This window comes from uncultured Thalassolituus sp. (assembly GCF_950066645.1).
Taxonomy (GTDB): domain Bacteria; phylum Pseudomonadota; class Gammaproteobacteria; order Pseudomonadales; family Oceanobacteraceae; genus Thalassolituus.
The window spans coordinates 1-20,317 of sequence record NZ_CATMFB010000011.1 but is presented as its reverse complement, the minus strand read 5'-3'; the positions used below and the strand labels follow the sequence as shown (position 1 = coordinate 20,317).

General features: G+C 49.3%; 16 protein-coding genes. 9 read left to right on the top strand and 7 right to left on the bottom strand.

Going from position 1 to position 20,317, the window contains the following annotated elements; all coding sequences use genetic code 11:
• Window positions 1-18: 18 nt before the first annotated feature.
• From Q1L85_RS11035 to Q1L85_RS11020, 4 genes are all read left to right on the top strand, one after another.
• The gene (locus Q1L85_RS11035) at window positions 19-2,565 is read left to right on the top strand and encodes an RND family transporter (RefSeq protein WP_300425225.1); all 2,547 of its coding nucleotides are present in this window, start codon (window positions 19-21) and stop codon (window positions 2,563-2,565) included.
• Entirely contained in the window at window positions 2,562-3,377 is an 816-nt protein-coding gene (locus tag Q1L85_RS11030) for an outer membrane lipoprotein-sorting protein (protein ID WP_300425227.1), read from the top strand. Before Q1L85_RS11035 ends, Q1L85_RS11030 begins: the two co-directional genes overlap by 4 nt.
• The gene (locus Q1L85_RS11025) at window positions 3,377-4,609 is read left to right on the top strand and encodes a DUF1302 family protein (protein ID WP_300425229.1); all 1,233 of its coding nucleotides are present in this window, start codon (window positions 3,377-3,379) and stop codon (window positions 4,607-4,609) included. The genes Q1L85_RS11030 and Q1L85_RS11025 overlap by 1 nt, the downstream gene beginning before the upstream one ends.
• Window positions 4,610-4,729: 120 nt before the next feature.
• Window positions 4,730-5,458 (top strand): helix-turn-helix transcriptional regulator, encoded by a 729-nt coding sequence (locus Q1L85_RS11020; RefSeq protein ID WP_300425231.1) that lies wholly within the window; start codon window positions 4,730-4,732, stop codon window positions 5,456-5,458.
• A 55-nt stretch (window positions 5,459-5,513) separates the two neighbouring features.
• Here the strand turns inward: Q1L85_RS11020 and Q1L85_RS11015 are convergent, their stop codons facing one another.
• The 4 genes from Q1L85_RS11015 to Q1L85_RS11000 all read right to left on the bottom strand — a co-directional run bounded on the left by Q1L85_RS11015 (window position 5,514) and on the right by Q1L85_RS11000 (window position 11,033).
• Window positions 5,514-7,379, bottom strand: a complete 1,866-nt coding sequence (locus Q1L85_RS11015) for a thrombospondin type 3 repeat-containing protein (RefSeq protein WP_300425233.1) — start codon at window positions 7,377-7,379, stop codon at window positions 5,514-5,516.
• Window positions 7,380-7,525: 146 nt separating this feature from the next.
• Window positions 7,526-9,514, bottom strand: coding sequence for a transketolase (gene tkt, locus Q1L85_RS11010; RefSeq protein WP_300433138.1), 1,989 nt, complete (start codon window positions 9,512-9,514; stop codon window positions 7,526-7,528).
• 143 nt (window positions 9,515-9,657) lie between these two features.
• Window positions 9,658-10,386, bottom strand: coding sequence for an RNA methyltransferase (locus Q1L85_RS11005; protein ID WP_300433136.1), 729 nt, complete (start codon window positions 10,384-10,386; stop codon window positions 9,658-9,660).
• A complete protein-coding gene (locus Q1L85_RS11000) occupies window positions 10,383-11,033 on the bottom strand; it encodes a TetR/AcrR family transcriptional regulator (protein ID WP_300433134.1) in 651 nt (216 codons plus the stop codon). The genes Q1L85_RS11005 and Q1L85_RS11000 overlap by 4 nt, the downstream gene beginning before the upstream one ends.
• Window positions 11,034-11,120: 87 nt before the next feature.
• Between Q1L85_RS11000 and Q1L85_RS10995 the strand changes: the two genes are divergently transcribed.
• Both Q1L85_RS10995 and Q1L85_RS10990 read left to right on the top strand, forming a co-directional pair.
• Entirely contained in the window at window positions 11,121-12,578 is a 1,458-nt protein-coding gene (locus Q1L85_RS10995; RefSeq protein ID WP_300433132.1) for an NAD(P)/FAD-dependent oxidoreductase, read from the top strand.
• A gap of 160 nt (window positions 12,579-12,738) precedes the next feature.
• A complete protein-coding gene (locus Q1L85_RS10990; protein WP_300433130.1) occupies window positions 12,739-13,602 on the top strand; it encodes an SDR family oxidoreductase in 864 nt (287 codons plus the stop codon).
• 61 nt (window positions 13,603-13,663) lie between these two features.
• Here Q1L85_RS10990 and Q1L85_RS10985 read toward each other — a convergent pair whose 3' ends face one another.
• The gene (locus tag Q1L85_RS10985) at window positions 13,664-14,746 is read right to left on the bottom strand and encodes a hypothetical protein (protein ID WP_300433128.1); all 1,083 of its coding nucleotides are present in this window, start codon (window positions 14,744-14,746) and stop codon (window positions 13,664-13,666) included.
• A 902-nt stretch (window positions 14,747-15,648) separates the two neighbouring features.
• Here Q1L85_RS10985 and Q1L85_RS10980 point away from each other — a divergent pair.
• From Q1L85_RS10980 to Q1L85_RS10970, 3 genes are all read left to right on the top strand, one after another.
• A complete protein-coding gene (locus Q1L85_RS10980; RefSeq protein WP_300433126.1) occupies window positions 15,649-16,329 on the top strand; it encodes a hypothetical protein in 681 nt (226 codons plus the stop codon).
• Window positions 16,330-16,569: 240 nt separating this feature from the next.
• Window positions 16,570-16,767 (top strand): hypothetical protein, encoded by a 198-nt coding sequence (locus Q1L85_RS10975; RefSeq protein WP_300433124.1) that lies wholly within the window; start codon window positions 16,570-16,572, stop codon window positions 16,765-16,767.
• Between the two features lie 278 nt (window positions 16,768-17,045).
• A complete protein-coding gene (locus tag Q1L85_RS10970) occupies window positions 17,046-17,549 on the top strand; it encodes a hypothetical protein (protein WP_300433122.1) in 504 nt (167 codons plus the stop codon).
• 825 nt (window positions 17,550-18,374) lie between these two features.
• Here Q1L85_RS10970 and Q1L85_RS10965 read toward each other — a convergent pair.
• Window positions 18,375-19,484 (bottom strand): AraC family transcriptional regulator, encoded by a 1,110-nt coding sequence (locus tag Q1L85_RS10965; RefSeq protein WP_300433120.1) that lies wholly within the window; start codon window positions 19,482-19,484, stop codon window positions 18,375-18,377.
• A 95-nt stretch (window positions 19,485-19,579) separates the two neighbouring features.
• On the bottom strand, window positions 19,580-20,317 hold a 738-nt coding region (locus tag Q1L85_RS10960; protein ID WP_300433118.1), incomplete at its 5' end, for a hypothetical protein.

Sequence of the window (20,317 nt, the reverse complement as noted above, 5' to 3'; positions counted from 1 at the left end):
ACTGAACAGGATGAGATTATGAAAACTTTCGCTGAACGATACAGCAATGCGATGCAGCGTTTCTGGTGGGTATCTTTACTGGTACTTATCGGTATTACGGTGGCAGCACTTGGTCAGCTGCCCAATATGAAAACTAACGCAACGCCTTATTTTTTAGGGCCGGATCATGCCAGCCGTCAGGCTGATTTTTACGTGAAAGATCAGTTCACGACCAGCGGAGAGTCCCTGTTTATCTCTGTTGTGAGTAACAGCGAGACTATTTTTAACCGTCAGTCATTGCAGGAAATCTATGACCTGCACCATAACATTCTGGCAGTCACCCTGGCTGGCGACAGTGACAGAGCGATGCTCGATAGTCTGGGTGCAGATCAGCGTGCCAGTGTGATTATCGAGCAGATTGTCGACGGTGGTTTCTCTCCGGAAGACTACGATCGTGTGGTCGATCTGAAAAGCTACCTGAAAAGCACTGGTAACCTGAGTGTTACGCAGCAGAACTGGCTGAATGATTTTCTTATCCGTGTTCGTCCGGTGAAAAAAGTCCGCAGTATTGTCAGTGTTGAGAGTATTACCAGCGAAGACGATATGCTGGATATTCATCCGATGATGTTCTCCGTTCCTCGCACCGAGCAGGGCATTCAGGACCTCAGAGAAGAAGCACTCTCAAATCAGGTGCTGATGGGCGCACTGTTTGAGACCACGGCAAAAGCAACCAATATGCAGGTAGAGTTGCTGATTCCGGAAGACGATGCTCCAAATATGCAGCTCTTCTATCTGGCAACTCAGGCTCTGATCGGGCAGACCTCTGACGTAAATAGCTATCACCTGGGTGGCGCCCCGGTCACGGCGGGTCAGACGGCAGTATCCATGAAAGAAAACAGTGATCGCCTCTTCCCGGCGGTCATTCTGGTGGTGATGGCGGTGCTGCTGATTATGTTCCGTAATCCACGTGGTGTTCTGCTGCCTCTGACGATTGCTATCCTGAGCGTCATCTGGACGCTGGGAGTGATGACGGCCTTCGGTGTGAAACAGAATATCGTATCCACGATGCTGCCGGTCTTCCTGATTTCTATTGGGGTCGCGGATGCTATTCACTTCCTCGCTGAATTTTCACATCACGCGAAGAGTGGTTCTAAAGAGCGGGCACTGTCTCAGACACTGAAAGCCCTCTGGGCTCCTATGCTGGTAACCAGTCTGACGACTGCCGTTGGCTTCCTGTCACTGATGAATACCGATATCACCTTTATCCGTGAGTTCGGTTTGTTTGTGGCAGTGGGCGTGTGTTTCGCACTGATCATTACCATGCTGCTTCTGCCGCCGGTATTGCTGAAGTTCGCCCGCGTAAAACCGGCGGAAGATCCGACCGACGACAATATGATTGACCGCAAACTTAAAAACTCGGTACTGGCTGTGAATAATGGCCTGGCACGCAACTCAAAAGCGGCCGGACTCGCATTTATCGTTCTGGTTGCTGTGATGGGTGTATCACTGTCGCAACTGAATATTGATAACAAAGCGATTAAGTACTTTGATGCTGACAGTCAGATCCGTGTCGATGATGAGATCATTAACAGCTACTTTGCCGGTACCATGCTGTTCAGCATTACCCTGAAAGCGGATGCCCCAGACACGTTTAAGCAGATGGAACTGCTGCAGGCCATCGAGAAAATTCAGGCACGCCTGGCCGAACATGAAGACGTTGGTTTCAGCTACTCACCGGTCGATTTCATTAAACTCCTCAATCAGCGATTGCTGGCGGGTGGCGAAGAAGCCTTTGCGCTGCCTGAGGGTGGTGATGATCTGCTGGCGCAGTATTTCTTCCTGTACGAGAGCAGTGATGGCCGGGGCATTTTTGATACCGTAGATCAGAAATATCAGAACGCGCGGATTATTGTGTTTAACCACTCTGATCAGTCGAGCGTGATGGAAGCGACTCTGAATGATGTTCTGCCTTACGCCCGCTCGGTGCTGCCGCCTTCTGTTGAGATTGAGGCAAGCGGCTTTGGTGAGCTTCTGGTATCAACCAAGAACGAAGTGATCTACGGTCAGATCGCCAGCCTGAGCTGGTCTCTGCTGGGCGTTTTTGTTCTGCTCGCGCTGGTATTCCGTTCTGCGGTGTTCGGTATTCTTGGTACCTTGCCGCTCACACTGACGGTATTTATTAACTTTGCGATTATGCCGCTGGTTGGAATGGATCTGGATATCGGAACGTCACTGGTTGCCGCCATCGCGATTGGTGTAGGTGTCGACTACGCGATTCACTTTATCAGCCGCTACCGCCAGCAGCGTGAGCAGGGAATGGACGTTAATCCAGCTATTGAAGAAGCTTTGAGTGGGGTTTACCGGCCAGTGATCTTTAACACTCTGGTACTTAGTCTCGGCTTCTCTATGTTGGGTCTGTCTACATTCGCTGCACTGGCCAATCTGGGGTACCTGATTGCGATGACCATGGTCATTTCTGCGCTGGCGACTCTTTTTGTATTACCGATGCTTATCCGTCTTTTCCCTGGCTCTGTCGGTGCACCACAGGAAGAGTTATCCCTGACTGCAGAGGAGGCAGTGTCATGAAAATACCGTCATTAAAGAAAACGGCCATCAGCACAGTGGCACTGATCTGTTCGCTCTCGGCCGGCTTCGCCAGTGCGTCAGAAAGTGACCCGGCAGCCTACGAACTGATGCAGCAGGTGAAGTTTCGTGCAGATGGTGATAGCCGTAAGTCAGACATTACTATGACGCTCACCAGCAAAGATGGCTTCGAACGTGTCCGGCATATCACCATGCTGGAAACCGATGAGGGGCAGGACAGCAAGTCGATGGTATACGTCAGTCAGCCTGCCGATGTGGCTGGTACTGGCGTCATGCTTCACGCGTATGAAGAAGCGTCTGATCGCGATGACGATATCTGGATTTATATCCCGGCGATGAAAAAGGTAAAGCGCTTATCATCTAAGAATAAGCGTGGGCGCTTCGTCAGTAGTGAAATGTCATTTGCCGATCTTGAGCGCCTTCAGCTTCAGGACTTCCGATATCAGTTGGACGGAAATGAAGTGATCAATGGTGTCAGCACTGCCCGTATTACGGGTGAGGCTGCCAATGATAATACGGTGTTTAAAACTGGTTATACCCGTAAAGTGTCCTGGGTAGATCCGGCGCGTCATCTGATTATTAAAGAAGAATACTTTGATGAGCAGGGACACCATATCAAAACCATGTCCGCTGACACGATAGAGCTGATAGACGGGTTCTGGACCGTCACCTCGCTGCACGTAAACAACGTCCAGACGGGAGATGTAACGCAACTGAAACTGAACAGCATCGACTATAACCTGCCGGTTAAAGATGCACAGTTCAGCATGGTTGCTCTTAAACGGGGGCTGTAATGGCGGTCATCTCAAAGCCCGCCTTCGTTCTTGCAGTTGCGGCACTGGCATTGCCAGTGTCCGCTACGGCTCAGACCGAAGTGTACTATCAGCACGATCATGGGTCTGAAGTTTCAGGCAAAGCAGCGGACAAATTCTTCGCAAAATACAGTGGAGAACTGGATGCCGGTGATGCCTGTGTTGCTGCGTATCAGATCCGCGGAATGGCATTAGATCAACGCGCCAGGCCTGGGATAAGCGACCCGGATGATCAGGAATGGGATAGCCGTCTGGAAGTACGACAACTGACCCTGAACTGCATGGCGGGCAACTGGGAGTGGGTGTTGGGGAAACAGCAGGTGACCTGGGGGCAGGGCGATTATTTCCGGGTTCTGGATGTCGTTAATCCACTCGATGGCCGCGAAAATGTGCTTGCTTATATTGACGACTTTGAAGAGGGCCGGTTACCTCTGACCATGATGAATGCCACCAGGATGCTTGATAACGGTGATATTCAATTGCTGCTTATTCCTGAGGTGAAAGCACCACGTTTACCTGCCATCGACTCCGAGTTTGATCTGTTTGCAGGTAGCCCGGTACGGCCCAATTGGGACAAACCTGACAGCTATACCGCGCAGGCGATGTCAGCGGCACTACGCTACCGTTTTGTGGCTGCAGAAGACTGGGACCTTGGCCTGTACAGCTATTACGGTTGGGATGGTGAGCCTATCCTGCTTTCAGATGATGAAGGGCGACCTGAGTTGAGTCAGAGGCGTAAAAAATTGGCGGGTGTGTCGGTGGCTACCCCCATAGCTAGCTGGATCGTCCGTGGTGATCTGGCATACATGCCCGGCAGTTACGTTCGGAATCAACAGGGTGAGGCAGATCAGGCGGATAAAAGCAGCGCGTTAATCGGATTCGATTATTCCTATAGTGCTTTTACCACCAATATACAATTTGCCCGTCACTGGCTGCCCGAAAAGGGCAATGTTGATGGAGCGCGGTCAGATCAGATGTCATTCACCGTCAGCCAGAATTTCAGGGCAGACCGGCTGACACTGATGAATAACACCTTGTCAGACAGCGAGTCAGGTCGCACTGGGTACCTCAATAAGCTGAATCTGATTTATCGTCTGACTCAGGAAGTCAGCGTAGATACTGGTGTGGTCCAGTACTTTGGACATAAACGGAGCCAGTTTGGACAGTTTAGTGACAACAGCCGCCTCTATTTTAAGATTTCGGCGCAGTTCTGAAGAGAATGAAATCAGATCAATTGCTATTCTCAGTGTTGGCTGTTTCAATTTCGTATTGTCGTCGGATGACAGGCAGTGTGATCTGACCAGAGAAGGAACTCAGCTCAGGAGTAGCGTTCTATGATGCAGATGGAAGAAGCGTTCGGACATCCGGTACTGGATAGTGTTCAGCAGGGGTTACTGGATCTGCACCTTAAGCTGTTGGCGTCAGACAGCAAACAGGTGGCTGACGAAGTCTTTGGGCGTGTCAGTAATATGATTCCGGTCGACTGGGGTGTGTTTATCAACTGCTCACAGAGTGGCCGGGAAATCAGTTCAATCGACTCTGTGCATGGCATCAACGTCACCGATGAGTCTGTGTATCTGCAGTCGGATTACCTGAAATCTAATTCGCTGGCCAGCCAGATGAATGCGTTCAACAACACCATCTTCCGACTCGATTCAACAGATGCCGACGAGCCTGAGTGTGGTCGCCATACGGGGGGCGGTCCGGCATTGGTTGGAAAGGTCTCTACGGACTTTCAGGACGAACAGCTGAACTGCATGTTCTTTCTGGCGTTGGATCGCCAGCTTGATCACGCAGAAAACCAGTTTATGCAAAGCCTGATGCCATGCATCCAGACGTATCTGCTGAAAGTGAAGCAATTCGACGAGCAACCCTCCGTTACTCAGAAAGAAGCAGAAGTACTGAAGTGGATCTCAGAAGGAAAGACCAACTGGGAAATCGGCGTCATTCTGTCCGTGTCTGAACGTACCGCGAAATTCCATGTGCATAATCTTTATAAAAAATTCAACGTAAACAGCCGTAGCCTGCTGGTAGCGAGAGCCATACGACAGGGCTGTATCTGAATTGTTGAACACCTGGAAAAAGAGCCGCAGTAGCGGCTCTTTTTTTATACCAATCTTATGCTGACCGATATTTTCGGCGGTAGATCAGACTCACCATCGTTAACAGCATCCAGAACAGATTAACCGCACCGCCACCGCCGCCGGAAGACGATGATTCGCTGGTGGGTTGTGGCTCCACTTCCACTGGCGTTTCGGGTTCTGGCAAGGCCGCGGCAATCGCAGCAACATCGACACGGTTAGTGATCTCGTAGTCGACTAGGTTCATATAGTGAGTGCCATAGAGGCCGATGTCTTTAAGGTAGATGTAGTACAGGTCAAAACCAAATGTAGAAGAGACTAGTGTCACGTATTCCCTGTATTCACCATCAAAGAACATCTCGCCTTTATCAATCATATAGATAAAGTGCGGTCTGCAGCCTTCATCACTGCATTTCGAGGCACCTGATGATGGTACACTACCACCTTCCTGAAGCTCGAATGGCAAGTGCAGCAAGTCAATTTCTTCGTAGCCATCGCCATTTCGCCAGTTGTCATATCCTTTCAGGTAGATGCCGTCTTTGCCTATTCGGTAGTAATGAGGTCCACCTCCAAACAAACCGTAAGCGGTTTCTTTGTAAACACCGGGAGACTCTTCTGAAATAGTTTCCTCATAATCGGTGTTGTATTCAGGAGGGGAAATTGTCACGTGTGCCCGGTAAGTGTATTTAATGTCACCAAGTGGCACATAGTCGGTGAGCGAAATTGTTTCAAAGGTATCGAAGGTGAACGGGTCTGTACCCGTATTAATCTCGTAAACGTCGTTTGCCCCGTCCCCGTCGGTATCTGTATCAATAATATGAATCAGAAACCCATATTCGTGCCGCTCCAGGTCCCCGCCTCTGGAGTCCCGGTAATCCAGCAGATCTTCAATCTCATCTGGAATGCCATCGAAATCGTCATCAGGATTGCAGGCATCACCGAAAAAATAGTATTGATCGGTTAAGGCTTCCTGGAATGGGTTGTATACAGTAGGGCAATTATCACCGCCATCTGGAACCCCATCAGAATCGCTGTCTGCTTCATCATAATCGCATTCGTCTTGCAGACCGTCGCCGTCGCTGTCAGTAAGCCCCGAGCTCTCAAGCGGGCAGCCGTCCAGAGGAACAAGCAGATAATCGTCGTCGGTATCCTGACCAGTCAGTACCCTCTTTAGAACAAGTGTTGGGGCAAGATCATCACTTAATGTCCACGCAGAATAATTGAGCGTAACTATTCTTGGGCCAGCGCTGATTCTTGAAGCTACGACAAATTCGCCAGAGTCAGCCTGGATGAACCTGCCGGACCCCGATCCATCAGTGTAAATCCTGGTTGAGGCAGCAGTTCCTTCGGGAGTATCAAGCTCAGCTACTATGTTGACGAGAGTTTGTTCGGGGAAGTTGGTTGCCAAAGCCAACTTACCCGTTAAATATTCATCTTCATCGGTCGCTGACCTCTGCAGGCTGAGCCGAATTCCATTTGGTGTCTCAGCCAACTGACCAGATTGTAGGCCCAGGGGAAAATCATCTGGATTCTGGGTCAGGTCAATATCATAGCTGCCTGGAATGATCGGCTGCGATTCAGAAGAGAGTGGATCCGTACCCGCGATTGCTTCGAACAGGTTGCCGAATCCGTCGCTATCACTGTCCATAGTGTAGTCGTTGGAATTGTAGGAATCAGAACCGACGTTGTCTTCTTCCTCATTCGTGAGTCCATCGTTGTCTATATCATTGTCGCAGGCGTCTCCTTCGCCATCTGAATCATAATCCTGTTGTTCAGCGTTCGCGATATCAGGGCAATTATCGTGCATATCCCAGATAAGATCTCCATCACTATCAGTATCTGAAAATGCGAAAGGTGAACTAAGAAGGGAAAGTAATAATGTGATGTTGATGATTCTGGACACGGATATTTCCTTATTAGTGTTTAAGTCGAGCTTATCACGGCAGTCAATATGGTTGACTGGCTTTACACGACGCTGTCCTTTCAGACATAAAAAAACCGGGCGCTTGGCCCGGTTTTTTATTTCACAGTCTGACTGAAGCGCTGGGCTTACAGCAGGCCGTTTACTGCATCAACAACGGTGTCTGTGGTGATGCCGAACTCTTTGAACAGGTCACCGGCAGGGGCAGATTCACCGAAGGTGTCCATGCCGACGATGGCGCCGTTCAGGCCGACAAACTTGTACCAGTAGTCTTTGTGGAGAGCTTCCACTGCAACACGAGCCGTCACCGCGCTTGGCAGTACCTGCTCCATGTATTCAGCGCCCTGGGCACAGAAGACTTCGGCAGAAGGCATAGAAACAACACGGATGTTCTTACCGCTCAGCTTCTCAGCCGCTTCCATCGCCAGTGAGACCTCAGAACCGGTCGCGATGATGATGGCATCAGGGGTGCCAGCACAGTCTTTAAGGATGTAACCACCGCGGGAGATGGCTTCAACCTGCTCGGCGTTACGGTCCTGATGAGGCAGACCCTGACGAGAGAAGATCAGCGCCGATGGGCCGTCTTTGCGCTCGACAGAGGATTTCCACGCCACCGCAGATTCAACCGTGTCACAAGGACGCCAGGTCTGCAGGTTTGGAGTGTTACGCAGGTTCGCCACTTGCTCTACTGGCTGGTGGGTCGGGCCATCTTCGCCCAGACCGATAGAGTCGTGGGTGTAGACGAAAATCGCACGCTGCTTCATCAGTGCAGCCATACGTACGGCGTTACGGGCGTATTCCATAAACATCAGGAAGGTGGCGCCGTAAGGGACGAAGCCTTTGTGCAGCGCGATGCCATTCATCATGGCGCTCATAGCGAATTCACGCACGCCGTAGAAAATGTAGTTACCAGAAGCGTCAGTCTCGCTCACACCCTTGCAACCGTTCCACAGCGTCAGGTTAGAGCCTGCGAGGTCGGCAGAGCCGCCGAGGAATTCAGGCAGCATCGGGCCGAAAGCGTTCAGAGTGTTCTGAGACGCTTTACGCGATGCAACGGTTTCGCCTTTGGCCTGACACTCTTCGATGTAGGCCTGTGCTTTGGCAGCGAAGTCAGTTGGCAGGTCGCCAGCGATACGACGCTTATATTCAGCCGCCAGCTCTGGGTGAGCAGCTTCGTACGCAGCGAACTTGTCGTTCCATGCACTTTCAGCAGCAGCGCCTTTAGCTTTTGCGCTCCAGCCTTCGTAAACGTTTTCAGGGATCTCGAAAGAACCGTGTTTCCAGCCCAGACGCTCGCGGGTCAGTGCGATTTCGTCGTCGCCCAGAGGCGCGCCGTGGCACTCTTCTTTACCTTCTTTGTTCGGCGAGCCGAAACCAATGATGGTTTTGCAGCAGATCAGAGTTGGCTGCTCGCTGTTAGCGCGGGCGGTATCGATGGCTTGTTTGATCTCTTCCGGATCGTGGCCATTCACCTTAGGAATTACCTGCCAGCCGTATGATTCAAAACGCTTAACAGTATCGTCGGTGAACCAGCCTTCTACTTCGCCATCGATAGAAATGCCGTTGTCATCGTAGAAGGCAATCAGCTTGCCCAGGCCCAGTGTGCCGGCCAGTGAGCAGGCTTCGTGGGAGATACCTTCCATCATGCAGCCGTCGCCCAGGAACACGTAGGTGTTGTGGTCAACGATGTCGTGGCCTTCACGGTTGAACTGACCTGCCAGAACTTTTTCTGCCAGCGCCATGCCGACACCGTTCGCGATGCCCTGACCCAGCGGGCCAGTAGTGGTCTCGATACCCGGTGCATAACCGTATTCCGGGTGGCCCGGCGTTTTGGAGTGCAGCTGACGGAAGTTCTTCAGATCGTCAATCGACAGGTCGTATCCGCTCAGGTGCAGCAGCGAGTAGATCAGCATGGAGCCGTGACCGTTCGAGAGAATAAAGCGGTCGCGGTCAGCCCATTCCGGATTTTCCGGGTTGTGCTTCAGGTAGTCGTTCCAGAGAACTTCGGCAATGTCTGCCATGCCCATTGGGGCGCCTGGGTGTCCTGACTTGGCTTTCTGCACGGCGTCCATGCTGAGTGCGCGGATGGCATTCGCCAGTTCGGTACGGGTGGTCATGTACGACTCCTGAATCACGATTGCTTAGCATTTATATCCAGCGGCATTGTTGCCACTGGTGAAAAAGGGGCGGTATTGTCCCTCAAGAGGCGGGCGCGGGCAACGGCACAGGACAGATTATGATCACATAATCCTGTAAAGAGTCAGGGGCGGTTGATTTCGTAGGCAGCCATGTTGACCGCTGTTGCAAGATTCAGCGATTCGATGGCACCACACCCGGGGATAGTAAAGGTATGTGGATCAATGGCTTCAAGGGCGTCATGCGGTACTCCGCGGGCTTCGTTGCCGAAGATATAGCACTCGCAGGCACGGAAGGAGGTATGGCTCATGTGTTCGCCCTGCATATCCAGCGTGGCGATGTTGCGGAAACGATGAGGCAGTGACATCAGATCGACATCCAGCTCGATAGGCAGGTGGAAAATGGCGCCCATACTGGAGCGCACAACCTTGGGATTAAACGGATCGACACTTCCCGGGCTCAGCAGCAGGCGGAAGCCACCAAACCAGCCCAGTGTGCGGATAATGGTTCCCAGATTACCGGGGTCCTGAATTTCGTGCAGATAGACGGCTTTCTGGCTGGCATCCGCGGCCGGAGACAGGTCGGTCATGTTCACCAGAGCGATAACACCCTGAGGTGATTTGGTATCTGACATCTGCGTCATTGCCTTGTTACTGACAAGGTGACGCCTGAAAGGAGCAGGCCAGTCTTTGTGTTGCTCGGTGACAAACAGCTCGGTGTTTTTTAGCAGCGCCGGGTTTGCCGTGGAGGCACGTTCCAGTTCCAGCACCAGGTGTTCACCCTCAACCAGAAATTTCTGATGCTGCTGGCGGTATTTCTTCTGGTGCAGTTTGCGGATGTCGTCGAGTTTCATTGTTTGCCTAACAGGAGCTGAGTGCCCTTGAAGATGACCATAATGCCGTTAACCAGCGATTCGCGCTTGAGGTGGTAGCCGTTGACCGCCCAGTTACGGGTAGCCTGAATAATACCACCGACGACCGCATTCCCCAGCACTTCAGTTTCTTCCTCATCGAGCGGCCAGTCTTTGACATAGGCACGTGACGCACCCATCAGAATCATCACAAAGCGTCGGATGTAGTCGTTATAGAGGGTATGCATGTGATCACTCACACCTTCGGCCTCAAACATGCAGACTTTGGCTACTCTTGGGTCTTCCATTTCGGCGAAGAAGTCGTTCAGCAACTTGCTGATCAGCTCCTCCGGAAAGTCAGTGCCACCGACGTTAGTCAGGGATTTCTGCAAACGGGCGAGAATGCCCTGCAGGCAGCGCTCATAAACTTCGATCAGGCATTCCTCCATGGAGGAATAGCTTTCGTAAAAATAGCGGTCTGTCAGGCCGGCTTCTTTGCAGAGCTTGCGCACCGTCGTGGCGTGGAAGCCCTCATTGCCAAACAGGTTCAGGCCCGCTTCTACGAAGCGTTCACGGCGCTGGGCGGCGCGCTGTTCAGGGGTCATGCCCCGGTAGCTGCGCCCGGATGGAGAGGAATTAGAAGACGTCATGCAGCTATTTGACATCACGTGTCGTCAGAAGTAAAGTGACATCACCTGTCGTCAGATGGGTGATTTCAGTACAGAGGTGAAAATAAGATGAAGCAATACAACATCGTGATTATCGGTAGTGGTTTCGGTGGCCAGTGTGCGGCGATCAACCTGCTGAAGCAGGGGCGTGAAGATTTTGTCATCCTTGAACGTCGTGACTTCATGGGCGGTACCTGGTGTCAGAACACCTATCCTGGCGCGGCGGTGGATGTGCAATCACCTCTGTATTCTATTTCTCATGAGCCGTATCCGTGGTCGCAGATGTTTGCGAACCAGAAAGAGCTGAATGAATACACTGAGCACGTAATTACTAAATATGGTCTGCGCGAGCGCACTCACACCAACTGCAACGTAGCCAAGGTCGAGTGGCAGGACGACATCAGCCGTTGGCATATCCAGCTGGATAACGGTGAAGTTTACGAAAGTCAGTTTATTATCAACGCTTCAGGCCCGCTGAGCACGCCTGTTATTCCGAACTTCAAGGGCCGTGATAGCTACAAGGGTAAGTCATTTCATACCAATGACTGGGATCACAGCTACGACTACAAAGGCAAAAAAGTTGCCATCATTGGTAGCGGCGCCAGTGCTGCACAGATCATTCCTGAAATTGCCAAAGACGTTGCAGAACTGCATGTATTTCAGCGCACACCACATTGGGTGATGCCGCGCCATGACCGTAAATTCAAGCCGTGGCAGCGCGCGCTGCTGAAGAATAAGTTCCTCTATAAACTCCTGCGCTGGAGCATTTACTGGGGCCTGGAAACACGTATCTTCGGCTTTAAATATTCCGAAGCCGGCCTGAAGGCTGCTGCTCAGAAGCCAGCACTTGCGCATATCCGCCGTCAGATTAAAGACCCGGAGCTGCGTGCGAAAGTGACGCCAGATTACACCATTGGCTGTAAGCGGATTATTCTTTCCAATACGCTGTATCCGGCGTTCTGTCGTGACAACGTATTTCTGCATGACAAGACCGATGGCATAGATGAAATCACTGAAACCGGGATCAACACCGAAAAAGGTGAAAAACTCGATCTGGACCTGATCGTTTACTCAACTGGCTATGACGCCACAGACGGCGTGATTTCGTACCCTGTTATTGGTCGTGACGGCAAGGCCATCAGCGACGTCTGGGAAGATTACCCGCGTGCTTATCTGGGCACTGTTATTCCGGACTTCCCTAACCTGTTTATCGTCACAGGGCCAAACACCGGTATTGGTCATACGTCCGCGATTTTCGTTATTGAAGCGCAGATGAACTACATCATGCAGGCGATTCACCGTGTGCGTGGAGCGCACGCGAAGTCGATTGAAGTGACGCCTGAAGCCGAAGAGCGTTACACCAATCATATTCACAGCGAAATGAAGAAAACCGTCTGGGAAAAAGGCGGTTGTAACTCCTGGTACAAGAGCAAAAGCGGTAAGGTTATCGCTATGTTTCCGGGCTTCAGCTGGAGCTTCTGGCTGCTGGCGAAAAACTTTAAACGCAGCGATCACAGCATGCGCTGAGTGCGCCGCAAATTCTGCCAAAGCAGGGTGTTTTACTGACATATATTGGCTGAAAGCACCCTTTGATTTCAGTCTGGTTAACGTAGAGTTCCAGTATCACTGAAACGTATGACGACAGACAATATTTCAGGCGTCGGCCTGATGCCTGAAGGAGAAAAAAATGAAAAATCTGAGCGGTAAAGTAGCAGCAGTCACAGGTGCCGGTTCTGGTATCGGACGCGCACTGGCGATCAACCTGGCACAGCAGGGCTGTAACGTAGCTCTGAGCGACGTAAACGAAGCTGGCCTGGCAGAAACCGTCGAGATTCTGAAGCAGTATCCGGTCAACATCACCAGCCAGAAGCTGGATGTGTCTGACAAAGACGCCTTCTATGCATGGGCTGATCAGGTGGTCGCCGATCACGGTAAAGCCAACTTGGTATTCAACAACGCCGGTGTTGCTCTGGCGGGTACTGTGGGCGATCTGTCTATCGAAGACTACAAGTGGATCATGGACATCAACTTCTACGGCGTACTGTATGGCACCAAAGCATTCCTGCCGCACATGGAAAAAGCCGGTGAAGGCCACATTGTTAACATCTCCAGCATCTTCGGTCTGGCGTCACAGCCACTGATGAGCGGTTACAACGCGTCTAAGTTCGCAGTGCGTGGTCTGACTGAGTCACTGCGTCAGGATCTGGATATTGCCGGTAGCTGCGTCAGCACCACCTGTGTACACCCGGGCGGCATCAAGACCAACATCGCGCAGTCGACTCGCTTCAACGAGAAGTCGTCAGAAATCACTGGCGCAAGCGCAGATGACTCTAAAGCAGAATTCGAGCGCCTGTTTATCACTACGCCGGACAAGGCGGCGAAGACCATCCTTAACGGCGTTAAAAAGAACAAGCGTCGTGTACTGATTGGCCCAGACGCCGTTGCGTTCGACCTGATGGTCCGCACCATGGGTTCCTGGTACCAGAAAGTAATCGTAGCGGTTATGAAACTCCAGGCGAACCAGAACCGTAAGAAGAACAAGGCTGCTTAATCAACCTGGTTTGCACCATCGGCCGCTTAACTGAAGTATAGCGGCCTTCTTTTTGAGCTATTTACATGGCTCTCGTTAAATTGTCTTTTTCCCTATTCTTTAGATTCCGTTCTTCTTGGTATTTCTGTCGGTCATAATTAATGGTAGGCGTCGGAGCCTTTAAGGAAAGCGCGGATAAATTTTCTGTGGGGCGAAGGTCACCGCCAAGTAGTAGCGTAAATTTTCGGGATTTGAATTGTCTTCCAATGATTCCGTATAAGTCTATATACTCTGACGGAGAGTAATTGCTATCACTTTCATCAAATAACAAACCTGTTTTTATGATTTCATTGTCAGTGTCGTAGTAGTTTATCCAGGATCCTGATCCCACAAAGTTGTATTTCGTAGTGTTCTGAAAATTAAAGAAAATACGACCGGAGTCTTCCCATGAATACCCGACAGGTGTGAAATTTTCTGGTCTTATGAAACCGGAAGTCGAGGTGATATTGTCGATCGTAATGCTTTCTATTGAATCCAGGCTGAACGCCTCGTCAGACTTAGGACTTATACTTACTTTGAACGCATGGGTGTCACCTGGCCCCAAGCAAGAATCGGTGCTCATAAATCTGTCAGAAGGTGGGTATGTTTTGTACATCAGCTCCCCATCGACGTAGTTAAAATCTAATACGTCTGGAACTCTCTTTCCCCCGCCATAAAATATTCGTTGGTCATTGAGGCTTACAAAGCAGTGGTTATATGCCGAGTTATTTGTAATTGAAAAAGTAGCGTATGTGTACGCATATGTATTACTAGGAGACTTGTCGCTGGTGAATATTGCACGCGAAGATAGTGAAAACACTGGATTTTCATTCTCGAGTTGAATCGGCACGGATTTTTTTCGGATTAAACTATCATCGGCGCCTACGCAAGCGTCTTCCGGAAGTTCAAATTGAAAAATATTAACCCCGAGTTGAGTGACTGTGTAGCTGTCATTATCCAGGCAGACTCCATTGGAATTGAAAGGGGTGGTGTCTTCAGTCCCTGCTGCTTCTTGAGTCTCTGCCAACTCTTCTATTGTTTGCGATTCGGTGCTATCACCTCCGCCACCGCAAGCAGTCAGTAAGAAACCAGATAACATCAGACAAACGACTTTTTTAGCGCTCATGCTCCACTCCATGGATGAAATTTTGGCTATTATACGTCATTGGCAGGCATTGTCTAATGGGGGGCTTTGGTGGTCGTTCTTCTCGTAAGCCTTGATGTGCCGCCCCCGCTGGCTTGAGAACTCTAGGGTATTACTCTTGATGTCTTCCGACAGGGCGGGATATCGCGGGTTCTTGCGTCAGCACCACCTGTGTACACCCGGGCGGTATTAAAACCAATATCGCGCAGTCGACCCGCTTCAACGAGAAGTCGTCAGAAATCACTGGCGCAAGCGCAGATGACTCTAAAGCAGAATTCGAGCGCCTGTTTATCACTACGCCGGACAAGGCGGCGAAGACCATCCTTAACGGCGTTAAAAAGAACAAGCGTCGTGTACTGATTGGCCCAGACGCCGTTGCGTTCGACCTGATGGTCCGTACTATGGGTTCCTGGTACCAGAAGGTCATCGTTGGTGTGATGAAGCTTCAGGCCAACCAGAACCGTAAGAAGAACAAGGCTGCGTGATATCGGATTGTTCTGTTGTAAAAGAGGCTGCGTATGCAGCCTTTTTTATTGCTGAGAAATTCTATGGATACTGAATTACTAAAAGCGTTAAAGAAAATTCAGCGAACGGAATGGGTGATATATCTGTCATTTTTTTGACTTTCTGCTCTATTTCCTAAATTTTTTCGGTGAAATTCGGGATGAATAGGTACTTCCGATGAAAATGATATTCCCAGTATTAATTGATGTACCTGGGTTGTTGAATTCACGACAAATTGCAGTATATCATCAGGTTTTCAATGATTTAGGGTTGCCTAATGCTACATTTGGTGGAACTCCGTTGACATTGATGTTGCGGGAAGCAGATGTGTCGAGATATTACATTCCATTTTTAGATTGGTGTAAGGGGTGTGATACGCAATGAAAACACTTAATATCCTAGTTTGCTTTTTCATACTGGCCTTTGGTTCGTTTACGCAAATAAGCTTTGGCTCTGAAGTGACTTACAACATAGGCGCACATAAATTTTCTCTTCCGCAGAAAAATATCCCTGATCTATCTCCTTGGTCTTGGGTAAGGTCGCTAGTTGGGCTTGATCAATATGTGGATAGCTTAGTTTTTGAATTTTCAGGTGATGAGATAAATTCGCACATTGGAGTATCCACGCCAACGAGAAAGTCACTTGATCAAGAAGTTACTGGTGCCATGTATCACGTCAGTCAGGACGAAAAAGACAGGTTTGATTTTCCTGGGAAATACTCAAACCTTTGGTACGCAACCAATGGTTATGGCTCTAGAGAAGTTCTGTTTGATGAAAACAGTGGTTATTACTTTGTATTTGAAAAAGCAGGTTATCGCGGGCTATTTTATGTTTTCTCAAGGCCTCCTGAAGGAGAGCTTCCTGCGAGTATGGATGATTTTTTTGTTGCCATCTGTTCTGGCTCTAGTATAACCGAGTTGCGGCATGTTAGTTGTTCAAAGCAGGTTTTTATTGCAGATGATTTGGTTGTAGATTTCTCTTTATCTTTAAGGAACCTAGTTTCGATAGAGAAGGTTGTTGTTTTTCTAAGGACAACATTTGCCGCGTCGAGAGTCAGTTGACTGGGTACTATGGCCTGGAATGGAACTAATAGAGGACCTAATAGTCCCCCGCCGTAGTATTTTCTCCTGATTGATCATGATTTATCGGCACATATACTAGAGGCATATTCGTCGAAGGATCAGCACTATACCAAAGCCACAAAAGCAAAAGATTTCTCTGGATGCTACTCCTTATTATCACCGTTCAGATGCTGACTAGTAATGACTATCGGGTGGGGTGGCAATAGAGTCACATGAACTATGGCTGCTGGGGCGCTTGGCGCAAAGGCGACCGGTGGTGATGCGGCGTATGGCGCGATTACTGCGGCGACGGTGCATTTGTTTAAGAAAGAACCGGAGATATACAGGCTAAAGGCCAAAGACGAAGCGCTTGAATTTCTGAGGAAACAAATTCGTAGCATGCCTAATGAAGAGTTGTATACGGAAGTGAAAGACTGAGGACTTGTATTACGTCGCGAGAGTATTGGTGAGCAAATTTTTTTTGTTCGCTTGACGCTAGATTCATCTCTGCTTCACGGTCCCTCGGCACCCCTTCAGGAGGCCTTGGATACACTTTCGAATACAGCTCAGGATAAGCTAGAGGATAACTACAGCTCTTCATTAAAGTTTATTTTCGGTCAGTTGACATCAGTGAAAAATTTCACTTTTGATCAAATTTTCAAATGTATTAGGTGGATATATTGATACTTATTAAGACAAATATTACGATGTTTTTTATGATTTCGGTTTCCAAAGGTGTTCGGCAACTATGGAAGTCGATAGTACTCAGTAGTATCGCTTTCTCGTTGATAGGTTGTTATGAGGAAGACGAAGTTAAAGATTGTTTAGATTTTAGTTTTCCTAATGGTTATTCAAATATTGGTGGAAATAGTTTCCAGGGGGATGATGAAATTTCTATTTTGACATTTTCTTCAGATAATAAAGGTTTTTCAGCATCATCGACCGACTCTCATGGCTCGATCGAGTCAATCCAGGATGGTGTTTTTAATCAATCTGGATTCGAAGTTCGAAAATATAAACAGGTTGTTAATGATAATAATGACCCAAGATTTAATTATTTGAGATACATATATGAGGGGAGTGTTTCCGATACAATGACGATTTCTTTGGTTGCACTTAGTGATGAAGAAGAGAATAGAATCATAGGTAAATTATTCGGATGTATTGAGGTGTTGTCGAAAAATAATAGCGCACCCACAGTAGTATTTTCTCCGGATTGATCAGAATTTATCCATGCATATGCTAGAGGCATCTTTGTTGAATCGTCAACTTTCATATGGGCGTTTAAATCAAGTGATCACGCCTTTCCAAATAGTAAGGCATCGTAGACTCAGGTTATTAGTTGTTATGAAAGATAAAGTTCTATTTCGATTATTTCTGACATTGCTGGCTTTTGTTTTTATGTGTTTTATGTTGAGTGAATATGTATATAGGATATTTTTTGTTTTTTATTACTCCAGTTCTTATGCATACGCTGTTGTTACTTGGACTGTGGTCGGATGTATATTAGGGTTTGTTTTCTCTTTTCGTGATAGGCTGAAATTTAAAATCGCAATGTTCTTTAATATTCCTGTTTTATTGATATCATTGGTGAAAATTTTGGTTAATACTTTTACTATTCTGGTTTTCTCTACTCGACAGGATAGCTATTATTATTACATCAGTATTTCATTTGTTCTATCATATTGTATTTTTATCTATGCTGTTAATGAGTTGAACTTGATCAATTCAAAGAATACGGTTGGCAGTGCACCCGCTGAGAAATAACAGAGTTAATAGCGAAACCATACAAGTTAGTAGGACGCTCACTGTAGTACATACTCCTGATTGATGAGGATTGATGATTCGCAGTGGCTCTTTGGTTCACGATATATACAGATGATATGACGCCCAACAGATTGAAGTGGAGCCGAAGTGATGCAGTTGTAATGCTTCCTGAGTCTGAGCATTTCTCCTCGGTACCAGAGGTTTTTCCGTCAGGAAGTGGACGTTCGTCGTTTTCTGATTTCTATTGAAGAATAGAGACTTAATTCTGAGACTGTATCTTACTGCTGTCTTAGCCGTTCTAAATACTCACTCGGGCTCTGCCCGGTCCAGCGCTTAAATGCCCGGCTGAAGGCTGAGGTATGAGCAAACCCCAATGAAGTTGATAATTCCGTAACTGAGTTGCCACCCCGGGCAAAGTACTCCCGTGCGAAGCGTTCCTGTATTTTTTCGACTTCGTTCTTGTATCTGGTGCCTTCTTCGGCAAGCTTGCGACGCAGTGTACGGCTGCTCAGGCCCATTTCTCTGGCGGCGGTATCCAGCGACGGGTTGGCCCCGTACGAGCGGATCAGGAAGTTTCTGAGCTTAAGTGGCAGGTATTTCATCGCCCGCGTGGGTACTCGCTGCAGGAAGGCTTTTTCTGCGGTCAGGGCCATCAGGCGGTTAGCCAGTGGCAGTTCTTTATCTGCCCCTGTGCTGTGGCCGATCATCCGGTTCTGTGGGCGGTCGAAGTAGACCGGGCAATTAAAGTAGCGTTGGTACAGGTGACCCCAGGGCGGCTTTGGATAGGCGAACTCTATTCGTGTCGGCATCATGTCCGGGTCTCCGCCAGCGAGATCGGAGAGCATGTTATAGATGCTGACAAAATTGAGTTCGATAAAAAACTCGGTGTAGGGCGCGAGAGAAATATTCTCTTCGATGGTCATCCAGCTTTCTTCTTCGCCGACATGCGCGGAGATATCAAGCGGGGGAAAGTATTCACTACAGAAGCGTGAAAGCAGAAGACAGGCTTCGTGGAGTGACGGCTGACAGACGACGGCAAGACCCGCCATTCCATAATGAGAGACGGTCATGATATTGCCGATGAATAATCCTAGGTAGGGCATATCAAAGAGTTTCACCGCCTGGTCAACCAATCCAACGACCTGCCCGGTTGAGATAAACCTGTCCTTTACGATGCCATCTGAGAGGTCGACGCCGACGTTCAGGAAGGCTTCGTAATGATCCATTCCCATGCTGATTTCGATCAGATCCTGAACATGTTTCAGTCGGGAAGCTCGTTCAGTGTCCAGCGTCTGGAGGCCGAGTTCTTCTTCGAAATCGGGTTTTTCGCGGATGGAAAAGTAAGTCAGTATATGACCGAGCGGTATACACGCGGCATCTCTGTCCATAAGCGTCGGGTAGGCGTATCTGTTGGGTAAGTGAGTAGCAGTCTGGCACGGAAAGGCAGCCTCAGAAACCTTCGGCTGCCTTTTGGCCGTATTAATCAGTCACGCTGATAATCAAAGGCGCTGAACCAGCCCTCGGCGAGGTGCTCTTCGTGCTCGTCGCCATCGAAGTAACCGTACGCTGCGTCGTTGTCCTTCAGCTGAACTTCCAGGAAGGCAGTAACCATAGTACGGATGCGCATCTGTTCGATCTCATCACCGGTGCTGATGAAGTCGAGGTGGCTGGCGTCAGAGATCATCGCCAGGCCGCGTTCGATATCAGAACGGAACTGCGGGTAATAGACTTCGCTGTTGACTGCCACGATGTCTTCGGCGGCACCCACGATCATGCTTGGCACTGTGATCTGGGTGTAGTCGACGTTGTAGGCGCCCAGCCAGGGAGCCAGAGCAATCATGCTCGCAGGCTTCTCGACCATTTCTTCGGCGGCCATGATGGCGCCACCGCCACCCATGGAGTAACCCATGATGTTGCGCTTATCGAGATCCAGCTTACCTTCCAGAGGGCTGTCGGCACGATCATTCTCTGCTGCGAGTACGTTGAAACCGGAGATATGAGCTTTACGCCAGATCGGTGGCACAGACAGTGGGTTGGTCGGAGTGATGGTGAGAACAACAATACCATGACTGGTCAGGTGATCTGCGAGCCAGAACATCTGCTCTTTGGTGTTAGTAAAGCCACCAGTCAGCGTGGTAGACGGGTAGCTGACCTCGCTCAGGTCACACGGATACGACATGCGTGCAGAGGCGTAGCCATCATGGTCGAGATTTTCTTCATA